The sequence below is a fragment of the Desulfosarcina ovata subsp. ovata genome (genome assembly GCF_009689005.1).
Taxonomy (GTDB): domain Bacteria; phylum Desulfobacterota; class Desulfobacteria; order Desulfobacterales; family Desulfosarcinaceae; genus Desulfosarcina; species Desulfosarcina ovata.
Genome location: NZ_AP021879.1, coordinates 2,466,081 through 2,489,894, shown reverse-complemented (window position 1 = coordinate 2,489,894; position 23,814 = coordinate 2,466,081). Strand labels below are relative to the sequence as shown.

16 protein-coding genes are annotated in these 23,814 nt (G+C 55.2%); 12 read left to right on the top strand and 4 right to left on the bottom strand.

Annotated elements, in window-relative coordinates; genetic code table 11:
- Window positions 1-132: 132 nt before the first annotated feature.
- Entirely contained in the window at window positions 133-2,574 is a 2,442-nt protein-coding gene (locus tag GN112_RS11190) for a glycosyltransferase (protein ID WP_155310293.1), read from the top strand.
- A gap of 7 nt (window positions 2,575-2,581) precedes the next feature.
- Here the strand turns inward: GN112_RS11190 and GN112_RS11185 are convergent, their stop codons facing one another.
- A complete protein-coding gene (locus GN112_RS11185; RefSeq protein WP_155310292.1) occupies window positions 2,582-3,385 on the bottom strand; it encodes an endonuclease/exonuclease/phosphatase family protein in 804 nt (267 codons plus the stop codon).
- A 33-nt stretch (window positions 3,386-3,418) separates the two neighbouring features.
- Window positions 3,419-4,360, bottom strand: coding sequence for an AEC family transporter (locus GN112_RS11180; protein ID WP_155310291.1), 942 nt, complete (start codon window positions 4,358-4,360; stop codon window positions 3,419-3,421).
- A gap of 72 nt (window positions 4,361-4,432) precedes the next feature.
- On the opposite strand from GN112_RS11180, the gene GN112_RS11175 reads away from it, so the two are divergent.
- From GN112_RS11175 to GN112_RS11140, 8 genes are all read left to right on the top strand, one after another.
- Entirely contained in the window at window positions 4,433-5,965 is a 1,533-nt protein-coding gene (locus GN112_RS11175; protein ID WP_155310290.1) for an SDR family oxidoreductase, read from the top strand.
- A 354-nt stretch (window positions 5,966-6,319) separates the two neighbouring features.
- Window positions 6,320-7,354: an ABC transporter substrate-binding protein gene (locus GN112_RS11170; protein ID WP_162458878.1), complete on the top strand. Its 1,035-nt coding sequence runs from the start codon at window positions 6,320-6,322 to the stop codon at window positions 7,352-7,354.
- A 2-nt stretch (window positions 7,355-7,356) separates the two neighbouring features.
- Complete coding sequence (locus GN112_RS11165) at window positions 7,357-9,834, top strand: hybrid sensor histidine kinase/response regulator (RefSeq protein WP_155310288.1); 2,478 nt, start codon at window positions 7,357-7,359, stop codon at window positions 9,832-9,834.
- Between the two features lie 466 nt (window positions 9,835-10,300).
- Complete coding sequence (locus GN112_RS11160) at window positions 10,301-11,347, top strand: radical SAM protein (protein WP_155310287.1); 1,047 nt, start codon at window positions 10,301-10,303, stop codon at window positions 11,345-11,347.
- Between the two features lie 96 nt (window positions 11,348-11,443).
- Window positions 11,444-13,369: a GAF domain-containing sensor histidine kinase gene (locus GN112_RS11155; RefSeq protein WP_155310286.1), complete on the top strand. Its 1,926-nt coding sequence runs from the start codon at window positions 11,444-11,446 to the stop codon at window positions 13,367-13,369.
- Window positions 13,370-13,479: 110 nt separating this feature from the next.
- The gene (locus GN112_RS11150) at window positions 13,480-14,334 is read left to right on the top strand and encodes a sensor histidine kinase (RefSeq protein ID WP_162458877.1); all 855 of its coding nucleotides are present in this window, start codon (window positions 13,480-13,482) and stop codon (window positions 14,332-14,334) included.
- 121 nt (window positions 14,335-14,455) lie between these two features.
- Entirely contained in the window at window positions 14,456-15,013 is a 558-nt protein-coding gene (locus GN112_RS11145) for a response regulator (protein WP_155310284.1), read from the top strand.
- 1,015 nt (window positions 15,014-16,028) lie between these two features.
- Window positions 16,029-16,346 carry a hypothetical protein gene (locus tag GN112_RS11140; RefSeq protein WP_155310283.1) on the top strand — a complete coding sequence of 106 codons (318 nt, stop codon included), beginning with the start codon at window positions 16,029-16,031 and terminating at the stop codon, window positions 16,344-16,346.
- Between the two features lie 131 nt (window positions 16,347-16,477).
- Here the strand turns inward: GN112_RS11140 and trmB are convergent, their stop codons facing one another.
- Window positions 16,478-17,152, bottom strand: coding sequence for a tRNA (guanosine(46)-N7)-methyltransferase TrmB (gene trmB, locus GN112_RS11135; protein ID WP_155310282.1), 675 nt, complete (start codon window positions 17,150-17,152; stop codon window positions 16,478-16,480).
- Window positions 17,153-17,279: 127 nt separating this feature from the next.
- Here trmB and GN112_RS11130 point away from each other — a divergent pair, with 127 nt between their 5' ends.
- From GN112_RS11130 to GN112_RS11120, 3 genes are all read left to right on the top strand, one after another.
- Window positions 17,280-17,879, top strand: a complete 600-nt coding sequence (locus GN112_RS11130; protein WP_155310281.1) for an NUDIX hydrolase — start codon at window positions 17,280-17,282, stop codon at window positions 17,877-17,879.
- 526 nt (window positions 17,880-18,405) lie between these two features.
- On the top strand, window positions 18,406-20,475 hold the full coding sequence (locus GN112_RS11125) for a molybdopterin-containing oxidoreductase family protein (RefSeq protein ID WP_155310280.1): 2,070 nt from the start codon (window positions 18,406-18,408) through the stop codon (window positions 20,473-20,475).
- A gap of 100 nt (window positions 20,476-20,575) precedes the next feature.
- Entirely contained in the window at window positions 20,576-20,983 is a 408-nt protein-coding gene (locus GN112_RS11120; protein WP_155310279.1) for an AbrB/MazE/SpoVT family DNA-binding domain-containing protein, read from the top strand.
- A gap of 215 nt (window positions 20,984-21,198) precedes the next feature.
- Here GN112_RS11120 and GN112_RS11115 read toward each other — a convergent pair whose 3' ends face one another.
- A complete protein-coding gene (locus GN112_RS11115) occupies window positions 21,199-23,247 on the bottom strand; it encodes a methyl-accepting chemotaxis protein (RefSeq protein ID WP_155310278.1) in 2,049 nt (682 codons plus the stop codon).
- Window positions 23,248-23,814: the final 567 nt, after the last annotated feature.

Below are 23,814 nucleotides of genomic sequence, written 5' to 3'. Positions count from 1 at the left end.
TGGATTATACAGCTTCCTCCCTCTGGCCTTGCCAAAAACGTTATCTTGAATACTAGAGAAGTCGGGCGGTCCCCGGGCTGCGCCGGGGAACGGCATGCTGCAGGAAAAAAGGATGCATAGAAAGGAAACGCCATGCAGATCGATTTACACGTCCACTCCAAGCACTCCAAAAGACCGTCCCAGTGGATTCTGAAAAAAATCGGCTGTCCGGAAAGTTTTACCGAGCCCCTCGAAATTTACGAGCTCGCCCGGCGGCGGGGCATGACCCACGTGACCATCAGCGATCACAACAGCATTGACGGCGCCCTTGAAATCGCCCATCTGCCGAACACTTTCGTCAGTGAAGAGGTGACCACTTACTTCCCCGACGACGGGTGCAAGCTGCATGTGCTGGCCCTGGACATCACCGAGGCCCAGCATCGCGAAATTCAACGGCTGCGCCAGAATATTTTCGATCTGACCACTTATTTCTACCAGGAACAGATCTTCAACATCATCGCCCACCCGCTGTATGCGGTCAACGATCGCCTGACCATCGACCATTTTGAACAACTGCTGCTGCTTTTCAGAAATTTCGAACTCAACGGGGCGCGCAACAACCGCGAAAACCTGAGCCTGAAAAGCATCCTCAACCAGCTTACGCCAGCCGACATCGAGCGGCTGGCCGACCGGTACACGCTCACCCCGCTTTTTGCCAGACCGCACCAGAAAAGGCTTTTCGGCGGGTCGGACGACCACAGCGCGCTCAATGTCGCCCGAACCTTTACCGAATTTATCGACGCTCCCCATGAGGTTACTTCGCTGGCGGCGATCCGGGACTGCCGCGTGGCCGTGCATGGTTTGGCGCCCACCCCCCAGACCATGGCCCACAATCTTTACGGCATCGCCTGGCAGTTTTTCCGGCGCAAGTTCGACCTGGGACGTTACACCGGCAAGGATCCCCTGGTCCGCTTTCTGGACAGCTCGCTTTCCCCCGAACCGGCTCCCGAGCCGGGTATGCTCTCAAAGGTCTATTTTTTCCTCAGCGCGCGTAAGAACAAACGTCTCAAGCATCCCCTGTCGGATTCACTGGCCACCCTCCTGCGGCACGAAACCCAGCGGTTGATCCTGGAGAACCCGGATCTGATGGCCGATGCCGGCGAAGACGAGACCATTGAATCCCGTGAGCAACGCTGGTTCGCCTTCGTCAATCGTCTTTCCAACCGGGTGATGGTCCATTTCGGTAACCATCTTCTGGATCATCTCTCCGGTGCCAATGTATTCAATATTTTTCACACCATCGGCTCGGCAGGCGGGCTCTACACCCTGATGGCGCCCTATTTCGTTGCTTTTTCCCAGTTTACCATGGGCCGCGACCTGGGTACCCAGATCGCCGACCGCTTTGCCGGAAACGCCGGGCAGAGAAATCCGGCGCCCGGTGATGACGTGCACGTGGCCCATTTTACGGACACCTTTTACGAAGTCAACGGGGTGGCCCTGACCCTGCAGCAGCAGGTTCATCTGGCCGCTGCCACCAACCGGCAGTATACCCTGATCACCTGCGACGATCAGGACCGCTTCCCGGAAAAGGGCGTGGTCCGTTTCAAACCCGTCGGTACTTACGACTTGCCCGAGTACGAGCAACAGAAGATTTTTTATCCACCCCTTCTGGAGATTTTGGAATACTGCCACCGGCAGGGTTTCAATCATATCCATACGGCCACGCCGGGACCGATTGGCCTTGCTGCCCTGGCCATTTCGCGTTTCCTGCGGCTGCCCATCTCCGGCATATATCACACGGCCATCCCCCAGTATGTGCAGATCCTCACCGGAAGCGGGTTCATGGAAGAGCTGGCCTGGAAGTTCGTGCTTTGGTACTACGATCAGATGGATTTGATCTACGCTCCCTCCCGGAGCACCTGCGATGAGCTGGTGGCCAAGGGAATCAATGCCGAAAAGATCCGGGTTTATCCGCGGGGCATTGATACGGTGCGTTTCCATCCGGCCAAACGCAACGGTTTTTACAGCCGCTGGGACGGCGTTTCGGATACGGCCAAACTCCTCTACGTGGGACGGGTGTCCAAAGAGAAAAACCTCCATCTTCTGGCCGAGGCCTTCCGGCCGCTGGTGCAACGGTTTTCTCAGATCACGCTGACGATTGTCGGCGATGGTCCCTACCTGGAGGAGATGAAACGCGAGACCGCCGGACTGCCCTGTATCTATACCGGGCGGCTGGAAGGAGAAGATTTGTGCGAGGCATACGCCTCAAGCGATATTTTCGTTTTTCCCAGCACGACCGATACTTTCGGCAATGTGGTGCTGGAAGCTCAGGCCTCAGGGCTGCCCGTGATCGTTACGGATCAGGGCGGGCCGGCCGAGAATATCCTGCCCGAAGAAACGGGGCTGGTGGTCCAGTCCGATTGCGCCGATTCCCTCTTTGATGCCATGGCATTGCTGCTTACCGATTCCAATCGGTGCCACCGCATGGGCCGGGCCGCCCGGAAGTATATGGAGAGCCGCTCCTTCGAGACGGCCTTCGACAAAACCTGGGAACTGTTCGGCATGGTTAACGCACAGAAACAGGCCCTGGCCTGATGATCGATCAATCCCGGTCGCGATCAATCCTGAAACTCGCTACGAAGGGCAGGTGGTCGGACACGGTTTCGCGGAACCGCTCCCGGCCGATATCCATACACCAGTGCATGGGAAAGATCCGCAGGCTCCCGCGAATATATTCGGTGCTGTAGGTTCGGCTGATGGCGAACCCGTCCAGCAGGTTGGCCCGACCGGCTTCCAGAATGTGGGAGAAGCGATCGGGAAGATCCCAGGACGAGACGAAATCCATCAGGTCGTCGCCGCCGAGGTGGTGAAAATTGCTCACGTCCTGGCCGGGGATCATGTTGAAATCCCCGGCCAGCAGGATGTCATCCCGGCTGGCTTGGCGACGTTCGCGGATAAACGCACCGATGGTCTTGGCCTGGTCGTCGCGGATCTTCTGACTGGCGGCCGATCGCCCGGATTTTAAATGGACGACGACCAACATGAAGTCGAAGCGGCCGACGCGTAGGTCCACGATGAAGGCCTTGCGTCGGCGGCTGTCGCCCAGGTCCGAACCCTCCAAAAGACGCGGGTTTTCAGCGGTGATGCCCTCCTTGTACAGCACCCCGATATGCAGGTCGTCGGCCTGCGGAACAATGGCCGCCCCATAGCTGACACCCTTGTCGGCCAGTCCCTGTCTGAGGGTCTCCAAGGCTGAGAGCGGATTTACTTCCACCAGGGCGATGACTTCCGCATCCAACAGGGCCAACCCTTCCACCTGACGATTGAGACGCGCTTCGGGAATCCCGCCATAACCGGCCAGGTTCCATGCAGCGATTTTTGCTGTGGTGTGACCAAAATCAGGCATCTGTTCCTCCTTCGTCGTTTATGTTGATTTGGATTATCCTGCCGCTAGTGCAATCCAATGCACCAGCATCAGCCACAGGCTGAAGGTGGCCGCAGAGAAAAGCGTACTCGCAGAAATGGTCGCCACGGCGAACTCGGGATCGCCTTGCATCTCCCTGGCCATGACGAACGTCACCGTGGCGCTGGGGGAGGCCAGCAGAATCAGGCCGGGGAGGAACTCGTCGGCGGTGAGACCGAGTTTCAGATAGAGCAGCAAGCCGATGGCGGGAAGAACGACCAGTTTGATCAGCACGGCGCCAATGGCCGGTCGGAAATGCCGCCGCATGCCCCGGATCGAAAGGGATGCCCCGATCAGCAGTAGGGCCATGGGCGGGGCCATGCCGCCCAGCATCTCCAGGCTACGCTGCAGCACGATGGGGACGGGGATCTGAAAAAAGGCGAAGAGGATTCCGGTCATGGCCGAGAGAATGATCGGGTTGCCGGAAAGCTTGAGCAGAATGTCTATCGTGCCGGATCGCGAGCCCCTGGGAGCCGCCTGCGTCTGGAGAAACCAGACCGAGAGCACGTTTTGCAGAATCATTACGAACCCGGCAATGATGCTGGCCTTGACCAGCCCGGACTGTCCCAGGAGATAAAAGGCCAGCGGCAGGCCGATGTGCCCCTGGTTGCCATGGGCGGCACTCTGGATGAAGGTTCCGGCCCGGGCCCCGGCCATCCTGTCTAGGTGGGAGACACCCCAGGCCATGAGGTAGGCGCTGGTCACTGCTGCCAGGGTGAGCAGCAGACCGGCGGTGTTGAAATGCTGACGAATGGTGCCCTTGGAGATCGCGCAGAAGATCATGGCCGGAATGGCCAGGTAATAGACCAGACGGTTGGCCGGAGGCAGAAATTCCATAGGAATGAAGCCTCTTCTGCGCGCCAGCCAACCGATGGCAACCACAATGAAGATGGGAACGATGGTGGTAATGATGCCCATATTTACAAATACCTCCCTGTTTTCTATACTTTCTCAATGGTAGCCCCTTATTCTATGGAAAGGCCTCCTGTCATGCAACCCGATTTAAAACAGCCCGTTTTTGTCACCGGCGGCACCGGCTATGTGGGCGGGCGCCTGATTCCCCGCCTTCTGGGCGCCGGGTATCGGGTGCGTGCCATGGTTCGTTCGCCGCAACGACTGTCCTGCCGACCCTGGGGGCAGCACCCGCATCTGGAGATTGCCGCCGGCAATGCGCTGGACCGGAACGCTTTTGTGCACGCGAGCGAAGGCTGCGGAGAGGCTTTTTATCTGATTCACTCCATGAACGCCCACAAGGGGCGCTATGCCGACGCAGACCGGCAGGCGGCGGAGAATATGGTTGCCGCCGCCGAACAGAATGGGTTGACGCGGATTATCTATTTGGGCGGACTGGGCGATCAGGATCACGAAGCCCTGAGCCCGCACCTAAGGTCGCGCCACTCGGTGGCGCGAATTTTTCAGGCCGGCCAGATTCCCGTCACCAACCTGCGGGCGGCCATGATCCTGGGGTCGGGCAGCGCCTCCTTCGAGATGCTGCGTTACCTGGTGGATCGCCTGCCGGTGATGATTACGCCCCGCTGGGTGCATACGCCCTGCCAGCCCATTGCCATTGGCAATGTGCTCGATTATCTGGAAGGGTGCCTGCGGGTACCGGAGAGCGCCGGCCAGACCTTCGACATCGGTGGGCCGGATGTTCTCACTTACCGGGATCTGATCCGGATTTATGCCCGGGAGGCCGGTTTGCGCCCACGCATCATTATCCCCGTGCCGGTACTGACCCCATGGCTGAGTGCCAAATGGATCCATCTGGTGACACCGGTACCGGCTTCCATTGCCCAGCCCTTGACCGAAGGACTCTGTGTTCCAGTGGTTTGCCGCGACTCGCGCATCAGGCAGATCGTGCCCGTCGAACTGGTGGACGCCGGCAAGGCGATCCGCACGGCGTTGGAACGGGTTCGCCAGGAGCAGGTAAAGACCTGTTGGTTCGACGGCGGTGGCCGCCTGCCGCCCGAGTGGACCACCTGCGGGGATGCCGACTATGCCGGCGGGACGGTCCTGGGAGGGGCGCATCGCATTGTCCTTGCGGGGGATGCCGAAGCGGTATGGCGGACGGTGTCGGCCATCGGCGGCGGGAACGGCTGGTACTTTGCCCATGGCCTCTGGCGGCTGCGGGGAATGCTGGACCGGCTGGCGGGCGGCCCGGGCCTGCGCCGGGGAAGACGGCATCCCACTGACCTGCGGGTTGGGGACGGCCTCGATTTCTGGCGGGTGATTGCCTTGGAAGCGCCCCGGCGGCTGTTGCTCCTGGCGGAGATGAAGGCGCCGGGCGATGCCCTGCTGGAATTTCTCATTACTCCCCGCGGGAACGGCCGGGTGGAACTGAAAATGGTTTCACGCTTTCTTCCTCGCGGACTTCTTGGGATTCTCTACTGGTACGCCCTCCTGCCTACCCATCAGTGGCTGTTCGAAGGCCTTCTTCGGTCGGTGGCCGCCAGAACCGGGCTCGCCGTTGACAGCGGGCCCGAGAAAGCGGCGATGTCGGCGATGTTGGAATGCCGATGGTGAGGTTGCGGGAGTTGCGTGCAGCCTCCTCTATCCGTTTTTTGTATCTCCATCCCGTTGGGCAAATTATTGTGAGATGAGACTTGCCAAAAAAATTTGCGTCTTTATTTTTTTATCAATATGCCAATAACAACATGACAACCTGAATGCGTTTCTTTTTTTTGCCGGCGCCCTAAGCTCTGAAAAAATCAGGGATTGTTGGCCTTTTGTACATCAGCAGCAACCTTTTCATACGGGGATCATATGCGCCAAATCAAACAATCCAGCCCGTCACGGATAACGTGGATGTTTTTGTGTATTGTGGCGTTATGCCTCGCTACGGTTTCTTGTCAATCCCGAGACGCTGGGTTAACCGTCTTGCGCATCGGACACGCTCCCCACGATCATCACTCCCCACTTTTCATCGCAGCGCTCAACCCTTCGTATTTCAAGGAAAATGGAGGAATCTATCTTCAGGAAGTTGTCTTCCGCAAGGAATACCGGCTGATATCCCATGGCAAACTCATTGCCGATGTAATTATTGATTCGGTTACCGGTGGAAAAGAATTGATCCGAAAACTTCACGAGGAATATTTTGATATTTCATTTGGCGGTGTTCCGGCCATTCTTCATTTTATCGATCAGGGTGCGGATTTAAAGATACTCTCTCCTGTAATGGCCGAAGGTGCAGGGTTTGCTGTCCGAGCCGATCTTCCCTTTGATGACTGGGATGGGTTTTTACAATACGTCCGTTGCCAGGACCGCCCTTTCCGGGTGGGGTATAAAATGGCTGTTTCGGTCCAAAATATAATTTTTGAGAAAGCCTTGCAAACATCCAAAATATCCTTTGGACGCAGTCTGGATGAACGGGATGTCCAGGTGCAGCTTTTAAACTTATATGGCGCGAAGAACTTGCCTTCCGCTCTAAGCAACGGCTTAATCGACGGATTTGTTGTCATGCAGCCCTATCTGGCCCAGGCAAAAAGAGATACGAAGCTTAAAATCGTTGCCATGTTGAGTGAATTGCCGCCAAACGGAAACTGGAAAGGTCACCCCTGTTGTGCCTTGGCGGCAAATAGCGTCTATTTGAATACCCATCCGGAGGAAAGCACCGCATTGCTGGCGCTGCTCATGAGAGCCAACCGGTACATCCGGGAATACCCGTCCCAGAGCGCCCTTCAGATTTCAAAATGGCTGGGGACCTCGCCGGACGTCGAGGCCGATGCGCTCGGGACGATCCGGTTTGGCGTTGATTTCGACGATGACTGGAACCGGGGCGTTCATCACTGGATCCAGACCATGATCGACTCGGGCGATCTGAAGGACCGGGTGAAACGAATGTTTGAAACCGATCAGACTATGAGTCAGATCTATGCAAAAGACATTTACGACAGAGCCAAAAGGACCATGTAACCATGACCCTGTCTTTATCCAAAAAGGTCCTGTTGCTGTTTTCGTCCCTGACGGCCATAACGCTGCTGCTGGGGGTTACCGCTTTTTCGGGGTTAAAAAAATATTCAAATTACCTTGTCCTCGTCACAGTCATCAAAGATTTCCAGTTGAGCACCGAGAGACTGAAGGCAGAACAGATACAATGGTTCCATTCAGACACGGGCGCGAAGGTTGAGCCGTTTCGGGAGAAGATAGAAAAGAGCAAGACGCTGGGGGTAAAAATTCTCTCCATGACGGGCGGGATCGACCAAAAACAATATGCACGGCTTTTGAAATTGCCGTTGTACCTGGATTACTATCAAACGGCGGGCGTCGAACTGCTGAAAAGGCTCTCGGCGGACCATGAGATGCTGAACGATAACATCGCCCTGATGAAGAATATGCAGGACGGGTGCCGGCAGTTGCCGAACGGGGTTGGGAAATGTATTGATCTGTCCAACCTGGTCCTGGCATTCCAGAACCGGATCTATCACAACCGGAATTTATCTGCATTGCCCGAATTAAAGGAAATCCGGCAGGCTGTTCAGGACTTGGGTGACAGCCACGCCGTCCTGGAAACGTTGGATCAGTACATCGGCAACCTGGAAAAGAACTATCAGAATTATCTGGCCATCCAGGATCGAAGAACGTTTCTCAGAAAAACGGCGGATCATTTTTTTGAAGTGACCGACGATGTCCTATCCACGATTTCTGAAAAGAACCGTAATAGCTCCGACCTGCTTCTCTATCTCATTGTTTTCATGGGGGGCGCCGCATTCGGGATGAACCTGCTCTTTTGGGGGTTGGCCCAGAAATACTTCGACCGGTTTATCCAAACCCAGAAAAAAGCAATTCAGGCCGTTAAGGAGGGAAAATACCCATTCGATCTGCCCAGACCATCGGATGATGAAATTGGTGAACTGACCAGCGCCATGAATGCACTGTCCTACAGCTTGGCGGAAAGCGAAAATAGATATCTGACCATAATGGCCTCCATGAAGTCCCCGTCCTATATCTGTTCCCCGGAGATGACCATCGAATATATGAATCCGGCCATGATTGACATGGTGGGCAGAGATGCCACTGGCGAAAGATGCTATGAGGCGATTCACGGATTGAAAACAAAATGTTCCTGGTGCATGCACGATAAAATCCAGAGCCGAATTTCGGCGGAAAAAGAGATCTTCAGCCCTCAACAGGGGAAGACCTATAAAATAATCAGTTCTCCTTTGATTCATAAAGACGGTACGATATCCAAAATGATCGTCTATGATGACATTACCCACTTAAAGGAGATGGATGCCCGCCTCGCCCAAGCCCAAAAAATGGAATCCATCGGTAATCTGGCCGGCGGCATCGCCCATGACTTCAACAACCTATTATTTCCCATCGTCGGCATGGCTGAATTGCTTCTGGAAGACCTTCCTCCTGGAAGCGCCGAACATGAAAAAATCGAAGAAATCTATAAAGCCGGCAAAAGAGGGAGCGAACTGGTTAATCAGATATTCACTTTCAGCCGACAATCCGAGCAGAAGAAGATACCGATTCATCTGCAGCAGATCCTGAGGGAGGTGATGAAGCTGACCCGCTCTACGATTCCATCGAATATCCAGATCACCCAGGATATCCAACAAGACTGTCCGATGGTTCTGGCCCACCCCACCCAAATTCATCAGGTGGCCATGAACCTGATTACAAATGCCTACCATGCCGTTGAACGGAAAAGCGGGAAAATTGATGTGCGTTTGACAGAGACTCGCATAGAAGCCGGCGAACTGCCCGACAGTATCCTTGCGCCGGGCAGATATGCACTGCTGTCCGTTTCCGACACCGGGGATGGAATCAACCCTGCCATCATCGATAAAATATTCGATCCCTATTTTACCACCAAGGAGCAGGGTAAGGGAACCGGGCTCGGGCTTGCGGTGGTTTTCGGGATCCTGAAAGAGCATTTGGGGGATATCAAGGTTTACAGTAAATGGGGTAACGGAACGACCTTCAATGTCTACCTGCCAATCATCGCAAAATCCGAGAAAGCAGAGATAATTGAACAAAAAGACGTTTGTTCAAACGGGAATGAGAGAATTCTATTGGTTGACGACGAAACGTCAATTGTCAGGCTTGAAAAGCAGATGCTTGAACGCCTTGGCTATACGGTGACAACTTTCACAAGCAGTGCCGAGGCCCTGGAGGCGTTCCGTACCAATCCCCGCCTTTTCGATCTGGTCGTTTCGGATATGACCATGCCCAAAATGACCGGAGACCAGCTGGCCCGTAAGCTTACCGCGCTCAGACCGGATATCCCCATCATCATCTGCACCGGATTCAGTGAGCGAATCAATCAGGAAAACGTTACCGCTTTCGGAGTCAAAGGACTTTTAATGAAACCCATTGTCAAATCCGAGATGGCAAAAATGGTCCGGACGGTTCTGGATAAAGCCAGCCAAGGTGGCTGTCCATAGAAAAGGGATTGCATACCAGTCAGGCCACATAACCGTTCTTGTTGTCATCAACCAGCGCCAGAGGCCCGATCGCCCCTGGCGCTTGAATCAACGATCAATGTGGTAAGTCAACATACGAAATTTAAAAAGGTTGCAAACACACGGGAACGCTCCCTTTGATGGCTTGATCGCATCATCCATGACGCATGCTGCTATCCACCGATGCTTAATTCCAGCCGACGTTGTCGCGCCTTCCATCTCCTGAGGCCATGTGGTCTTCCATTCTTTACCTGTAAAAACCTCAAATTTATCAGCTTTTATCGTTGCCCGGTGGCGTGTGGGTTGCCGGTGGTGGACAATACCCCCCTTTATGTGTGATTATTGCTGACATTGAACCGTTGCCGATGTCCGGGTGTTCCCCCGAAAAACGATCTTCCGGCCCAAGTGTGCCTGCAAGGGTGGCCGGATCAAGGAGAAAGATGCGAAGATGACAAAATCCGTTGCTGATAGATACGACTTCGAGACCGGTATTTACCGACCGCCCAGCGAGGGCGGCAGCAACTCCCTGCTGGTCCGCCTGACCCGTAACTGTCCATGGAACCGCTGTACGTTCTGCGGCATGTACAAAACCGAGAAATTTCAGGTGCGGTCGGTTGCTGAAATAAAAAAGGATATCGATGCCATGGCGGCCCTGCGCGACGATATGGCGGCCCTTTCCGGGCGGTCGGGGCAACCCGGGGAGGTATCCCACCAGGGCGCCGTGGCCCTCATCGGGAAATACCCGGAGTTGAATTACCACCAGGGGTTTGCCATGCTTTACCACTGGCTGCTCTCCGGCGCAAAGACCGTTTTTTTGCAGGACGCCAATAGCCTGATCATGAAAACCGACCAGCTGGTGGACGTGTTGACCTATCTGCGCCGGACCTTTCCCTCCATTGTAAGGATCACCTCCTACGCACGTTCCAAGACCCTGATGCAGAAGCCCATCGGGGAACTCCAGGCCATCCGTCAGGCCGGTCTGGACCGAGTACATGTGGGCCTGGAGAGCGGCGACGACACGGTGTTGGAAAAAATTCGTAAGGGCGCCACGGCCGAAGTCCATATCAAGGGTGGGCGCAAGGCCCTGGACGCCGGGTTCCAGCTCTCCGAATACTGGATGCCCGGCCTCGGCGGCAAGGCCCTGTGGCAGACCCATGCCACCAACACGGCCCGCGTGCTCAGCGAGATCGATCCGCATTATATCCGCTCGCGTCCGTTTCGCCCCTGGGACGGCACCCCCATGGCCCGGGAGATGGCCGAACAATCCTTCGAGATGTTGACTGCCGAGGAGCAACTCCGGGAACTGCGGCTCACCATGGAAACGCTGTCGGTTACCGGTCGGGTCTGCTTTGATCATGCCGGCAACTACTGGCGGGACCGAAAGGGGCGGCTTCTGTTTTCGCACAGCTATGAAGGCTACAAATTCCCCGAAGAGAAAAAAGCGGTTTTGGATCGGATCGAGGAGGGGCTGAAAAGGCCCTCTGAGTTCCGATGAGAAGAAAAACCGACAGGCAGTGCCTTTTTGTTCGTCCATATCTTAAACACGGTTAACGCTTGACAGGGTGAGTTGTTTTTATCAATCTGAAACCAGATGACCGCTACCCCTCCAAAAACCGGCCTTTCAACGATCTGCACCGACGGTCTGGACGAATCCCGGGCCGAAGATCGCTATCGTGACATTCTCGAGTTCCTGCCCGACCCGGTTTTCGTCGGCAATCCGGACAGTACGGTCACCTACCTCAATCCGGCGTTCGAAAAAACCTTTGGCTGGTCCTTGAGCGACCTTGAAGGTCGGCGCATCCCTTTTGTCCCGGACAGTGAACTGGCTGCCACCCGGGCCGGCGTGAAAAAGCTGTTTACGGAAAACGTGCTTCACGACTACGAGACGCGCCGGCTGACCCGCGACGGGCGGATCCTGGACGTCCTGGTGGACGGGGCTGTTTTTTTTGACAGTCGTGGTGGGTTGGTGGGCCAGGTGGTTACCTTGCGCGACATCACCGCCCGCAAACGGGCCGAAGAGACGAACCAGATGCTGGTGCGTATCGCCAGCGCCCTGTACCGGTTTCCACAGCTGGAGAGCATGATCGAGTATATTACCGGTCAGGTCCAGGAACTGGTTCGGGTGGCCGGCGCCATGGTGATCCTGGTGGACGAACGCACCCAGGAGTTCTACATCCCGGTGGCTTCGTATGCCGACAACCGTATCGGCAGCCGCATGAAGGGGATCCGCTTTCCCGTGGACAAAGGCGTGGCCGGCCACGTCTACCGTACCGGTGAACCCATGATCGTTCATGATACGACCAAAAGCGCCCACTTCTACGATCAGGTGGACAGGGATGCGGTCTACCGCCACCGGAATATGCTGGATGTCCCCATGCACCTTCAGGATCGTGTCATCGGGGTCCTTTGTGCGGTGAACAAACAGGAGGGACGCTTTGATCAGGGCGATGTGGATCTTCTGGGTGCCGTGGCCAACCTGGTTGCCCTGCCCATCGAAAACGCCCGTATCAATGAGGAGCTGAAGCGGTCCTATGAGAATGTACGCAGCCTTAATCGTGCCAAGGAACAGGTGATCCACCACCTTGCCCACGAGCTGAAAACCCCGTTATCGGTGCTCTCCGCCTCCCTTGAAATTTTGGTCAAACGCCTCCCCGATGGGTACGACCGACTGGTGGACCGGGGCATGGAGCGAATGCAGCGCAACCTTCGGCGGCTTCTGGACATGCAGTATGAGATCGCGGACATGCTCCGCGATAAGAATTACAGCGCCCACGGCATGCTCTCCTTCCTACTGGCCGCCAGCAGCGACATGTTGACCGCCCTGATCGAATCGGCCCCTTTGGGCAGCAAGTCGCCGGAAGTGATTCAGATGACCATTGACCGGGAGTTCGGCCGGGCGGACGACCCCTGCGCAGAGGTCGTTCTGAACCGGATGGTGGCCGTCTGCCTGGAAAACCTGAAGCCCAGCTTTCTCCATCGTCGGGTTCGCCTGAAGACCCGTCTGGAACCGGTGGATCCGGTGCTGATTCCCATTGAGGTGATGGAAAAAATCGTGGAGGGGCTGGTGAAAAACGCCATTGAAAACACACCCGACCAGGGGCGGGTAACCGTGATGGTGAAAAGTGGCGACGCCGGCCCGGTGTTTACCGTGAAAGACAGTGGGGTGGGCATCACGGCAGAAAAGCAGCGCCTGATCTTCAATCACTACTTTGCCACCGGTGACAGCATGACCTATGCGTCCCGTCGGCCGTACGATTTCAATGCCGGCGGCAGGGGCTTTGACCTGCTCAGAATCACCATTTTCGCCGAGCGCTACGGGTTTGAGACTCGGATGCGGTCCCGGCGCTGCCGGTTTATTCCGTCGGACAGCGATGTGTGCCCGGGAGCCATCGACCGTTGTGCCCACTGCCGCAGTCCGGCGGACTGTGATGCCTCGGGCGGGACCACCATGACAATTTTATTCCGGCGCTCAGCAGGCAGAGGCGAGGGCCAGACGATGGATTGTGTTCAGATATAGTGTTTAAGCCAATGTTTTTGGCAAGGCCAGAGGGAGGAAGCTGTATAAGCCATACCGCGACGACCGATAACGCAGCCCAAAAACATTATCTTGAATGCTATATGAGCCGGATGCTGCTGCCGTGCGCCAAAAAGAGCCAGATCCAGATGAAGAACCCACCCTCAGAAAAAAAAATCAATGCCCCCGAGATGGCCGGCGACCGTTTTTTTGACGGCATCGACGTGGAGTTTATCATCCATGAGTTGAAGGATCCCATCTCCGTCATTGAAACCGCACTGCGGATGCTGCTGGAACGTAGGGAGAAATATGGCCCGCTGACCGCCAAACAGGAAAAGACACTCGTGCGGGCCCTGCGCAGTTCTAAAAAGGCCCGCGGTCTGATGGCCGATCTTCTTGAAGTCGGACGCGCCGATGCGGGCTGCCTTCAGTGCTGCCGTTTCAATGCCCTGGCGGCAATCGATCAGGCCCTGGCCGAGGCACTGGAGACAACCGAACCGCATCTCTGGGAAACGCTGGGAACGACTGGTGAGAAACGGTTGGGTGCCGCTACGCTCGATGACCATGGTATCGCCGTTGTCTGTTCCGCCAGCGCCAGTGACCTCGAATTGCTCCAGGATGAAAACAAGTTCCGGCAGATCGTGGGCAACCTGATTAAAAATGCCCTGCAGTACCGCCGCCGCCGTCTCGATATCACCCTGGGCTGCTACGATGGCCGCATCGTTCTCGAGGTGGCCGACGACGGTCCAGGGGTAGAGAAGGAGAATCATGAGTTGATTTTCAAATGCTACACCCGGGTCAACGCCTGCAGCTTGTCATCCCGCAGCAGCCATGGGCTGGGATTGGCCGGTGCGCGGGTGATGGCCCGCCGTCTGGGTGGGGACATCACGCTGAAGGCCGGCCGGAGCACGGGGGCCACCTTCTGTCTGTCGCTGCCCATGGTTCTTGAACTGCCCTTGGCCCCCTGATCCCCACGCCGGCGGGGATGATGGTGCCGGCCATCGCGACCATCATGTCGCTTTGCGAGATGTGAACCTGAATCGAAGCCGTAACCCATTTACCGGATCAACCGACTGTAAAGGAAAAAACATGACCGCCAACCCATCGTACCTTTCCGGAAAACGCATCTTGGCCGTGGATGACGAAGCCGACATCCTCGAAACCATCGTCGATATTCTCGATATGGCTGACGTGGACAGCGCCCGCGACTACCAGACCGCTTCGGAGAAGATCAACACCGGCCGGTATGATTTGGCCATCCTGGACATCATGGGGGTGAACGGCCTGGTTCTGTTGGAAGAGGCCGTGGCCAAAGGCATTCCCACGGTGATGCTGACCGCCCATGCGATCAGCCCGGAAACCCTCATGGCCTCCATCCGCAAAGGGGCCATCTCCTACCTGCCCAAAGAGACCCTCATCGAACTGGACGACCTGCTGGAATCCCTGCTAGCGGCCCAGGCCGAGGGCAAGCCGCCCTGGAAACTGCTTTTCGATCGGCTGGGTGATTATTTTGACGAGCGCTTTGGTCCCGACTGGAAAGCCAGGGAGGAAACCTTCTGGTCCGACTTTTCACGCAACTGGCAGGTCGGCCGGGGAATTCAGGCCCGCCTGAAAAGCGATCCGCGGCTTCTGGACAAAGGCGTGTAAGCCTGCCGGAATGCCTGTGTCCAGCGGCGACGGACACCATCCGGTGACGGATGAAATCGATTCAAATGGGACAGGATTTCACCATTTGTCATTTGTCATTGGGCCTTTGACATTCAAAGGCGTTGCGTTCGGGTGGGGGCAACGGTATGCAAATCCCCTATCTTACCAGGGCAATCGCATTTAACTCAGGTTTATCGAAATCGAAGTCGAAATCGACGATGTATATTGGAATCACTGGTTGACAAAAGGGCAATAGACGGTTCCCAGTTTTTTTTCGATTTCGATTTCGATAGCGATCCCGATTTCGATTTGGATCATAGTAACGATCCGTAGCGATCACCCTGTAAAACACATCACATACCAAGGTTACATGCGATTGCCCTGCCTGGCTGACCGGTACCCCTTGACATTCTCCAAGGCTATAGTAAACTGAAAACATAAACGCGTTCAAACGATCCAATTTGCTTCCTGCCGTGCATCTTGCCTGTCTGCGCGCACATGCGCCTCGTACAACCGACATCCGTGGTATTTAGGATCGGGAATTTTATTAATTAAACGAAATTGCTTGTTCTTGCGCCCGTCTTCCGCGTTGCATCAACGGCCACATACTCCCGGTATGCAACCGTTGATGCGCCTTGAAGACGAACACAAGCCCGGCGCAATTACGTTCAATTAATTTCATCCCCGATCCTTACTCCCCATTTCGTGATCGATCGATAGTGCTGCCCGGCGGTTTCCATTCTTGCGCAACGTGATTCAACGCACTGTTATCGTGGTCAATGGCCTTTTATGTCGGCAGTACTCGCAGACCCGGCGAGCCGGGGATTCTGCCTGCCCGATGCGATGGCGCGTCAGCTGCCCGTCATCCATTGCTGTTTCGTCCCCGTGCCTGCGGGTACCTGTCCGATATTGCGAAGCGGCTTCAACCGGTTCGAACCCTAAACCGGCATCTCCGGTAACGCCCGGTTGAGGTGGCTTCCATATAAACAGGAACCCTGAACCAAGGAGGTGTACCATGAAAGCAGGCGTCTTTTTTACCGGGACCGGTCCGATTCTGATTCTGACCACCTATGGCGAACTGAACGATCCGATGCTGGTGAACAAACTGGAACAGAAAGGGATCAGGAAATTCATTGCCTATGAAATCCCCGAAGCGCTGGTCAAAGATAAGTACGGCCTTCAATTCAACATCATCATGGGCGATCTGAAACAGACCGACGATCTGCGCGTACTGGACTATGACGGCCACCATGTATTTTACAATTTTTCCCTGGCCGAACTGGGCGCGCCCGTCTATCACGAAAAGGAGGACACCGTACTGAAGGTGATCTAACCATGCGCTTCATTCAACGGTTCCATGCGGACCAGCGACCCGCTCGATACCGGTCACAATTTCTGCCATTGCCTGATCCTTCCCCATCCCAGCACCATCACGGCTGACGGATGAGCATCCCTGTTCATCCGTCAGGTAACTCCCATACCGCTCAATTCGAATGCCATATATTTAATCGTTTCTCCCCTTGCGCGAGCGGCATACTCGAAAGCGGAAACCACCTCACGGGCACCGATACCACCATCATCCGTTTTGTGGAGATTGTCCGCGGCCACCACCACGTGTCCTCCCCACCGGGCGACCGATTCATGCGTATAATCGAAAAGCAGATGGCTGTCTGTTTTCAGGTTTACCTTGCCGCCGGGGACGAGCAGGGCTGCATACGTGTCCAGAAATCGGGGGGCGGATAGCCTCAGGTGGCTGGTACGGGGCTTCGGATGGGGATCCGGAAAGGTCAGCCAGATTTCATGGATCGACTGGTTGGCAAAAAACGCTGCAAGGCACTCAATCGGGGCCCGCAGAAACTGGACATTGTCAAGCCCCTTTGCCATGGCCGTCTCGGCGCCGACACAGATCCGATGGCTTTTGCGGTCCACGCCCACACAAAGGGCGTCCGGATTGGCGGCGGCGAAGGCAAGGCTGTGCTCGCCTTTTCCGCAACCCAGTTCCAATACCCTTTTCATGCCATCATAACGGTTTTCATTCCATGGATAGGGGCCAGATGATATGGTGGCGCCCGATTCCGTAATGGTTACGTTGGGCAGGGTTTTGACGCGCCGATGTTTTTGACGTTTATTTTTGGGCATGCAATGATGGCCTTTTTTTGTCAGCAGCGATACTGAGCAGTTGATGATTCGATGAGGATGCCGAAGATACTAAAAATATATCGACAATGAAACCATCAACATTCAGGCGGTCTGTTCAGGGAGCAAAATGAAAATTATCGATTCGACGGTTGTCAACAAAAGCAAATTTGTAAACGTGGTTGCGGTGAGGTATGAGGACCAGCGGGGCAACCTGAAGAACTGGTACATGGTCAGCCGGGGCGAGCAGCCCAAATGCATTAGCGGCAACGTCGGACACCCGGATGCGGTGATTATCGTGCCGTACCATCGGCAGGAAAACAAACTGGTGGTGATCAAGGAGTTCCGTATTCCCGTGGGGGGCTATCAGTACGGCTTTCCCGCCGGGCTGCTTGACCCGGGTGAAGATCTGGCGGCTGCCGCAGGCCGGGAACTGTATGAGGAAACCGGGCTGGACCTGGTGCGCGTCTACCGCCACAGCCCGGCCATTTTTTCTTCGGCGGGCATTACGGACGAAGCCATTTCCGTCGCCTTTGCCGAGGTTGGGGGAACGCCCGATACATGCCGCAACGAGGATTCGGAGGATATCGAAGTCTTTATGATGGATCGAGATGCGGTACGGAATCTGCTGCAGCGTAGCGGTATTGTTTTCGGCGCACGGGCCTGGCTGGTCATGGACGCTTTTGTCAGCATGGGAAAAGGATATTTAACCGGGGAAGGAGGCCTTTAAAGGGCCGAGCGCAGTGGCCTGGTTGACGAAAAACCGACGCTGCCAACCGTTCTTTCATGCTCAGGCTGAGTTCGGGGTGGTCACCGATGGAGGAATCCGCACCAAAAGCGGTTGACATGGCCGCAATGGGTGATCAGATTATTTGGCAGGTGGAAATCAACCAACATTCCATCTTTTATCCTCCTTGAAGCCGGGATCTGCCCCAATGGGTCCCGGCTTCACTCCAATGCCGGGCCCGTTGTCCCCCATGGCACGCCATCTTCTTAAATCGTATGGTGCTCTTTTTATGCAACTATAGGGATAAATCTGTCATGACTACCAAACAGCAGTTAATCGGTTGGCTTCTTTTTGTCATCTGCGCTTTTTTCTTCATCGCGGCAAGCATTAAAAACCGGGATCTTTTGACTTTGATCGGCAGTATCATTTTTTTGGTTTCCTGCCTGTTTTTTCTTATTCCCTTGATTAAAAAAGAGTAGATAAGGCTGGCGGAAAGAAATAATTCCACCATCCTGAAGGAGTATAAAATATGGCTTTGTGGAAGCGTTCGGTGTGTACCAAGGATTGTCCCGATACCTGCGGTCTTCTGGTGCGGGTCGAAGACGGGCGGATCACGGTCGTCAAGGGCGATCCCGATCATCCGATCACCCGGGGATTCATCTGCAGGAAGGCCAAATACTTCCCCGAGCATGTCCACCATGCCGAACGGATTATCACCCCGCTCAAACGGACCGGACCCAAAGGCTCCGGGCAGTTCTCACCGATTTCCTGGGATGCGGCTCTGGACGAGATTGCCGGCCGGATGACGGCAGTGGTGGATCGGTATGGGCCGCAGGCGATCCTGCCATACTACTACGCCGGCCACATGGGAATGATCCATCGCCATGCGGGCCATGCCCTTTTTCACTGCCTGGGCGCCAGCCGGATGATCCCGACCATATGCGGCCCGGCAGCCAGCGCCGGATTCGAGGCCAGCCTGGGCCGCGGCCCGTCCACGGCCATCAGCGCATCGGTGAATTCCGATTTCATCGTTGTCTGGGGGTCCAACACACTGACCACGAACCTGCATGCCTGGCCGTTTTTTCAGCAGGCCCGCAAGAAAGGTGCCCGGCTGACCGTCATCGATCCCTATCGCACCGAAACGGCCCGGCGCGCCGACGTCCACTTGATGATCCGGCCGGGAACCGATGCGGCGCTTGCCTTGGCCGTGATGAACGTGCTCATCGCCGAAGGTCTGATCGATCACGACTTCATCGAGAAGCGCACCGTCGGCTTCGACCCTTTTTCCCGGCGGGCAGCCGAGTATCCACCGGAGCGGGCGGCCGATATCTGCGGGATCGATGCCGAAGCGATCCGGTCACTGGCCCTTGGCTACGGGCGGGCAAACGCCCCTTACATCCGAACCGGCTGGGGGCCGGCAAGGCAGTTGGGCGGTGCCATGGCCATGCGCACCATCGCCCTTTTACCGGCCCTGGTGGGCGCCTTCACCCGGCCCGGCGCCGGCATTACCCGCTCCCTGGGGGGCGCCCCCGCCAACCTCACCTTCCTCACCCGGCCCGACCTTTGCCCGGCAGCTACCCGGAAGGTCAACATGGTCCATCTGGGCAGGGCCTTGACCGAACTGGATGGGCCGCCGATCAAATACCTTCACGTCTATCTTTCGAATCCGGCGGCCGTTGCGCCCCAGTCGCAAATGGTGATGACCGGACTGGCTCGGGAGGACCTCTTCGTTTCGGTTCAGGAGATGTTCATGACCGACACGGCGCGCATGGCAGATATTATCCTCCCCGGGGCGAGTTTTTTTGAAGTCAAGGACCTCTACCGAGCCTATGGCCATAACTGTATCCAGCTGGCCGAGCCGGTCATTCCGCCGGTGGGAGAGAGCCGGTCGACCCTGGCGATCTTCCAGGCCCTGGCCCGGCGCATGGGATTTGCGGACGATGTTTTTTCGATGACCGAGGATCAATGCGTGGAGCGGCTGTTTCAGGATCCGTCGCCATACATGGCCGGTGTGGACCTGGATCGACTGCGCCACGGCCGGGCCGCCTGTCTCAACATTCCCGACAGCCCCTTTGCCGACCGGTTCAATACCCCTTCGGGCAAGGTCGAATTTTTCTCCCGGCAGTGGGCTGAGATGGGGCTCGACCCCCTGCCCGACGGCCGCCCGATGACCGATCCCGACGCCGGAGAACGCTTTCCGTTGGCCTTCATCACGCCGCCGCACCGCCTTTTTCTCAACTCGGCCTTCAACGAGATCGACGCGTTGAGGCAGGCCGCCGGACCGCCGACTGTCCTGATCCATCCCGATACCGCCGCCGCCAGAACGATCACCGATGAGCAGACGGTACGCGTGTTTAACGATCGGGGGGACTGTCATCTGACTGCCCGGGTGACCGATGATACCCGGCCCGGGCTGCTGGTCGCTGAGGGGATCCACTGGCCCATGCATCATGAGGGCGGCCGGGGGGCCAACCAGCTCACCGGTCAGCGGCTCACCGATGCGGGCCAGACCTGCGCCTTTCACGCCAGCCGGGTCGAGGTGGCGCCGGTTTGTAATGATTGCCTGAATATAATGAAAAATCATCAACCGGAATATTGAAAGTGAAGCCGGGATGATTAAGGTTGTAGCGGGGAAAAGATTCTTCCCGCGAAGTATTCTCATAAAAGCTTTTACCAATCGATTTTGAAGAGGAATTACTATGGCACGAAAAAAACTGGTGGAGCACAATGCCCTGGTTCAGGCGATCGAAATGGGCACACCACAATCCGAGATAATGGAAAGGTTCGGTTTTAAAACCGTGCCCGCCTTAAAAACGGCGTATTACAATGGGCTGGTAGCCTTGGGAAAGATTGAAGATGTGAGTACCAAGCGCAAAAAAAAGAACGTTGATACGAAAATACGTGTCAACGGCAGAGGAAGCCTGGTCATTCCCAAAAATCTGGTCGATCATTTGGGGATCGATCCAGAGGATATTTTTGAGGTTGTGAAAAACAGTACTGGGTTGGAACTGAGGAAAGCTGAAAAACCGCCGAAGACCATCCTCAGAAAACATGTCCCGCCTCCTATGCACCGAAAAGCATCAAATTATTCCCGCCTGTCGAATTAGGCGATTTCTGTCAAAGAATATCCCATCTTGCTTGTCTTTGTGCCCGTCTACCACGTTGCCGCCACAGGCACATATTCTCGATATGCACCGGTGGCGGCGCCTTGTAGACGACCACTAATCCGGCGCGATCTGGGGGAATTATTTCTTTCCGCCAGCCCTAAATGTGGCCGTAGCGGGAACCTGATTTGAAATGTCCCCGCTACTTCAGCCTGTTATTACACCTTGAACTGATCCACCATCTGTTTGAGGCTCTCGGAAAGTTTGGAAAGTTCCTGGGCACTCAGGTTGACTTGGCTGCTGCTGGTGGACATTTCATTCATGGAGACACTGACACCGGTGATGTCTTCTGAAATTTCACCGGACACCGAAGTACTTTGGTTGACGTTTTCGTTAACCTCCTGGATTCCCTGGGACGCCTGGGCTACATTGGAGGCAATTTCTTTAGTGGCTGCCGATTGCTGCTCGACGGCGGTGGCAATATTGGCGACCACCCGATTAACATCGGTGATTACCTGGGTGATTTCGGCGATCTGCCCCACGGTCATGGAAGTGGTCCCTTGAATCCCTTCGATTTCTTCCTTGATGTTCTGGGTGGCTGCGGCGGTCTGTTTGGCCAGTTCCTTGATTTCGTTGGCCACCACGGCGAAGCCTTTACCCGCTTCACCGGCACGGGCCGCCTCGATGGTGGCATTCAGGGCCAGCAGATTGACCTGCTCGGAAATGTCGGTAATCGACTCGATAACCTTGCCGATGGATTTGGCCGCCGTGCCCAATTGGTCCATGTTGGCCGACGCGCTCGTCGCCTTGGACGCGGCCTCGTCGGAAATGGCTCGGGCTTTTTCGGCGTTCTGGGCGATTTCTCCGATGGTGGATGACATCTCTTCAGATGCCGTGGCCACCATGTTGGTGTTTGTCGCGGACTGCTCCATAGCGGCGGCCATGTTGTTCATGTTGGCGTTCATCTCTTCTGCCGCAGCAGAAACAGTGTTGGATTTGTCCGATACATTGGTGATGCCCTGAGTCATCTGTTCGGATATAGCGGAAAGCTCGGTGGAAGAGGAAGAAAGCGTCTCGACCCCCCCGGCGATATCTTTGATGATGCCCTGCAGTTTGTCGATGAACAGATTGAACAATCTGGCCAGTTCTCCGACTTCATCCTTGCCGCTAACCTCAAGGCGCATGGTCAGATCCCCTTCACCCTCGGCGATGTCTTTAAGGCCGGCAACGGCTGCATTGATGGGTTTGGTAATGCCGCGGGAAATGAAAAAAGCCATTAACGTTCCCACGACTAACGCCACGATAAGTCCCGTAATCATGATGGTGGAAGCTCTGGAGAGGTCGCTATTTGCCATGGTAGCGATTTCCAATGTTTCGCTGATGCCAGAATTAGATGTATTCTGGGCACTTGCCAGGACCTTATCTGCGACTACCGTGAGGCGTTTGTCAAGATCTTCTCGGGCAAGCCAATCTCTCAGGAAGAGATTCATGGTTTCCTTATATTGGGCCGCTGCCTGACGTGTATCTTCAATTTGCCGGAGGTTAACCTCCTGGCGAGTAATCGCCGCCAGTTGTTCAAGTTTACTCTCAATCACCCCAAAATTGGTAATTGTCGTTTTTAGAAGCTCTGGATCGCGCGTGGCTTGTGACTTGAGATTCCCGATTCGCGCCGCGTTTCCGATATTGATAATATCGTTGACCAGGGCGATTTTAAGAAGCCGTTCTGAAAGTTTTCCCGGAAGCGCTCCGCTCGAGAATTCATTCTTCATGGCCTTGTTCTGCGAGGCTAAAAAATCGGTGCACTGCTTCATGTAGGTGGATGCTACGACACCCATTTTATCATGCAAATCGGACAGTCTTGTATTGGTCTCTACCGTCTCCTGGGCCAAGCGCTCGTACTCGGCGACTCTTTTTTGGGCTTCGGGAATTGCGGCTTTGAGTTTGACCAAGTTAGGCGAACGATCCGCCAGCGTCTTGATAGCTTCGAGGCGTTTCTTTACTTCTGCCAGTCTTTTTTTCCCTTCCTGAAGAAAGTCTGACTCTGCGGTATAGGTGTACCCGCGCATGGCAAACATGGTCAGAAGGGAATTGCGTTCAAGTTCGTTTGCTATTTCAACCTCTGGGGCGAATTCTTTGGCCAGCTGGTTGGACTCCGTGCCAACCCGGTTCATGTTCCATACCGCCGTGGCGCCTAGTGCCATGGCGATGAGAATCAGCAATCCGAACCCCAATCCTATTTTGGTACCTAATTTCATGTTGTTGAACATTGCACGCTCCTTGTACTTAGTTTAAGCAATCAGTCTGAAAGAAAAACGACTATGCAAATAACGTTAATCGGTTTGATTGCATTTGAATTCGCATTTTTGGATCACCGTTTTCAGTACGGAAACGACATCATCAAACGCATTGTCTTTATAACTGATGATGGTAGTCAGCTTATGCGAATTGTTTTCGCTTCCATAAACTAAAGTTTACGGAAATCATATTCCATGCCAACACAATCGCTCTTTTAAAAATAATATTAGCTGTTTTTACAAATAGATAAATGCTGATTTCTTGCAGTACAAAAAGGTCCCCTCATTGTAGTCCGATAAAATTGGAAAAGTGGCTGGTAGACGCCACTAATCGTCCTTTTTTTTCGGACTGACGACTCAAAGGGTCGCTCTGGCAATCAGTGATACTGAAATACGACGTATTTGATTTTTGGCAAACAAGACTCTGATGAAGGAACTTTTGATGTATAGCATTCAAGATAATGTTTTGGGGCTGCGTTATCGGTCGTCGTAGTATACCAATACGACTTCCTCCCTCTGGCCTTGCCAAAAACATTATCT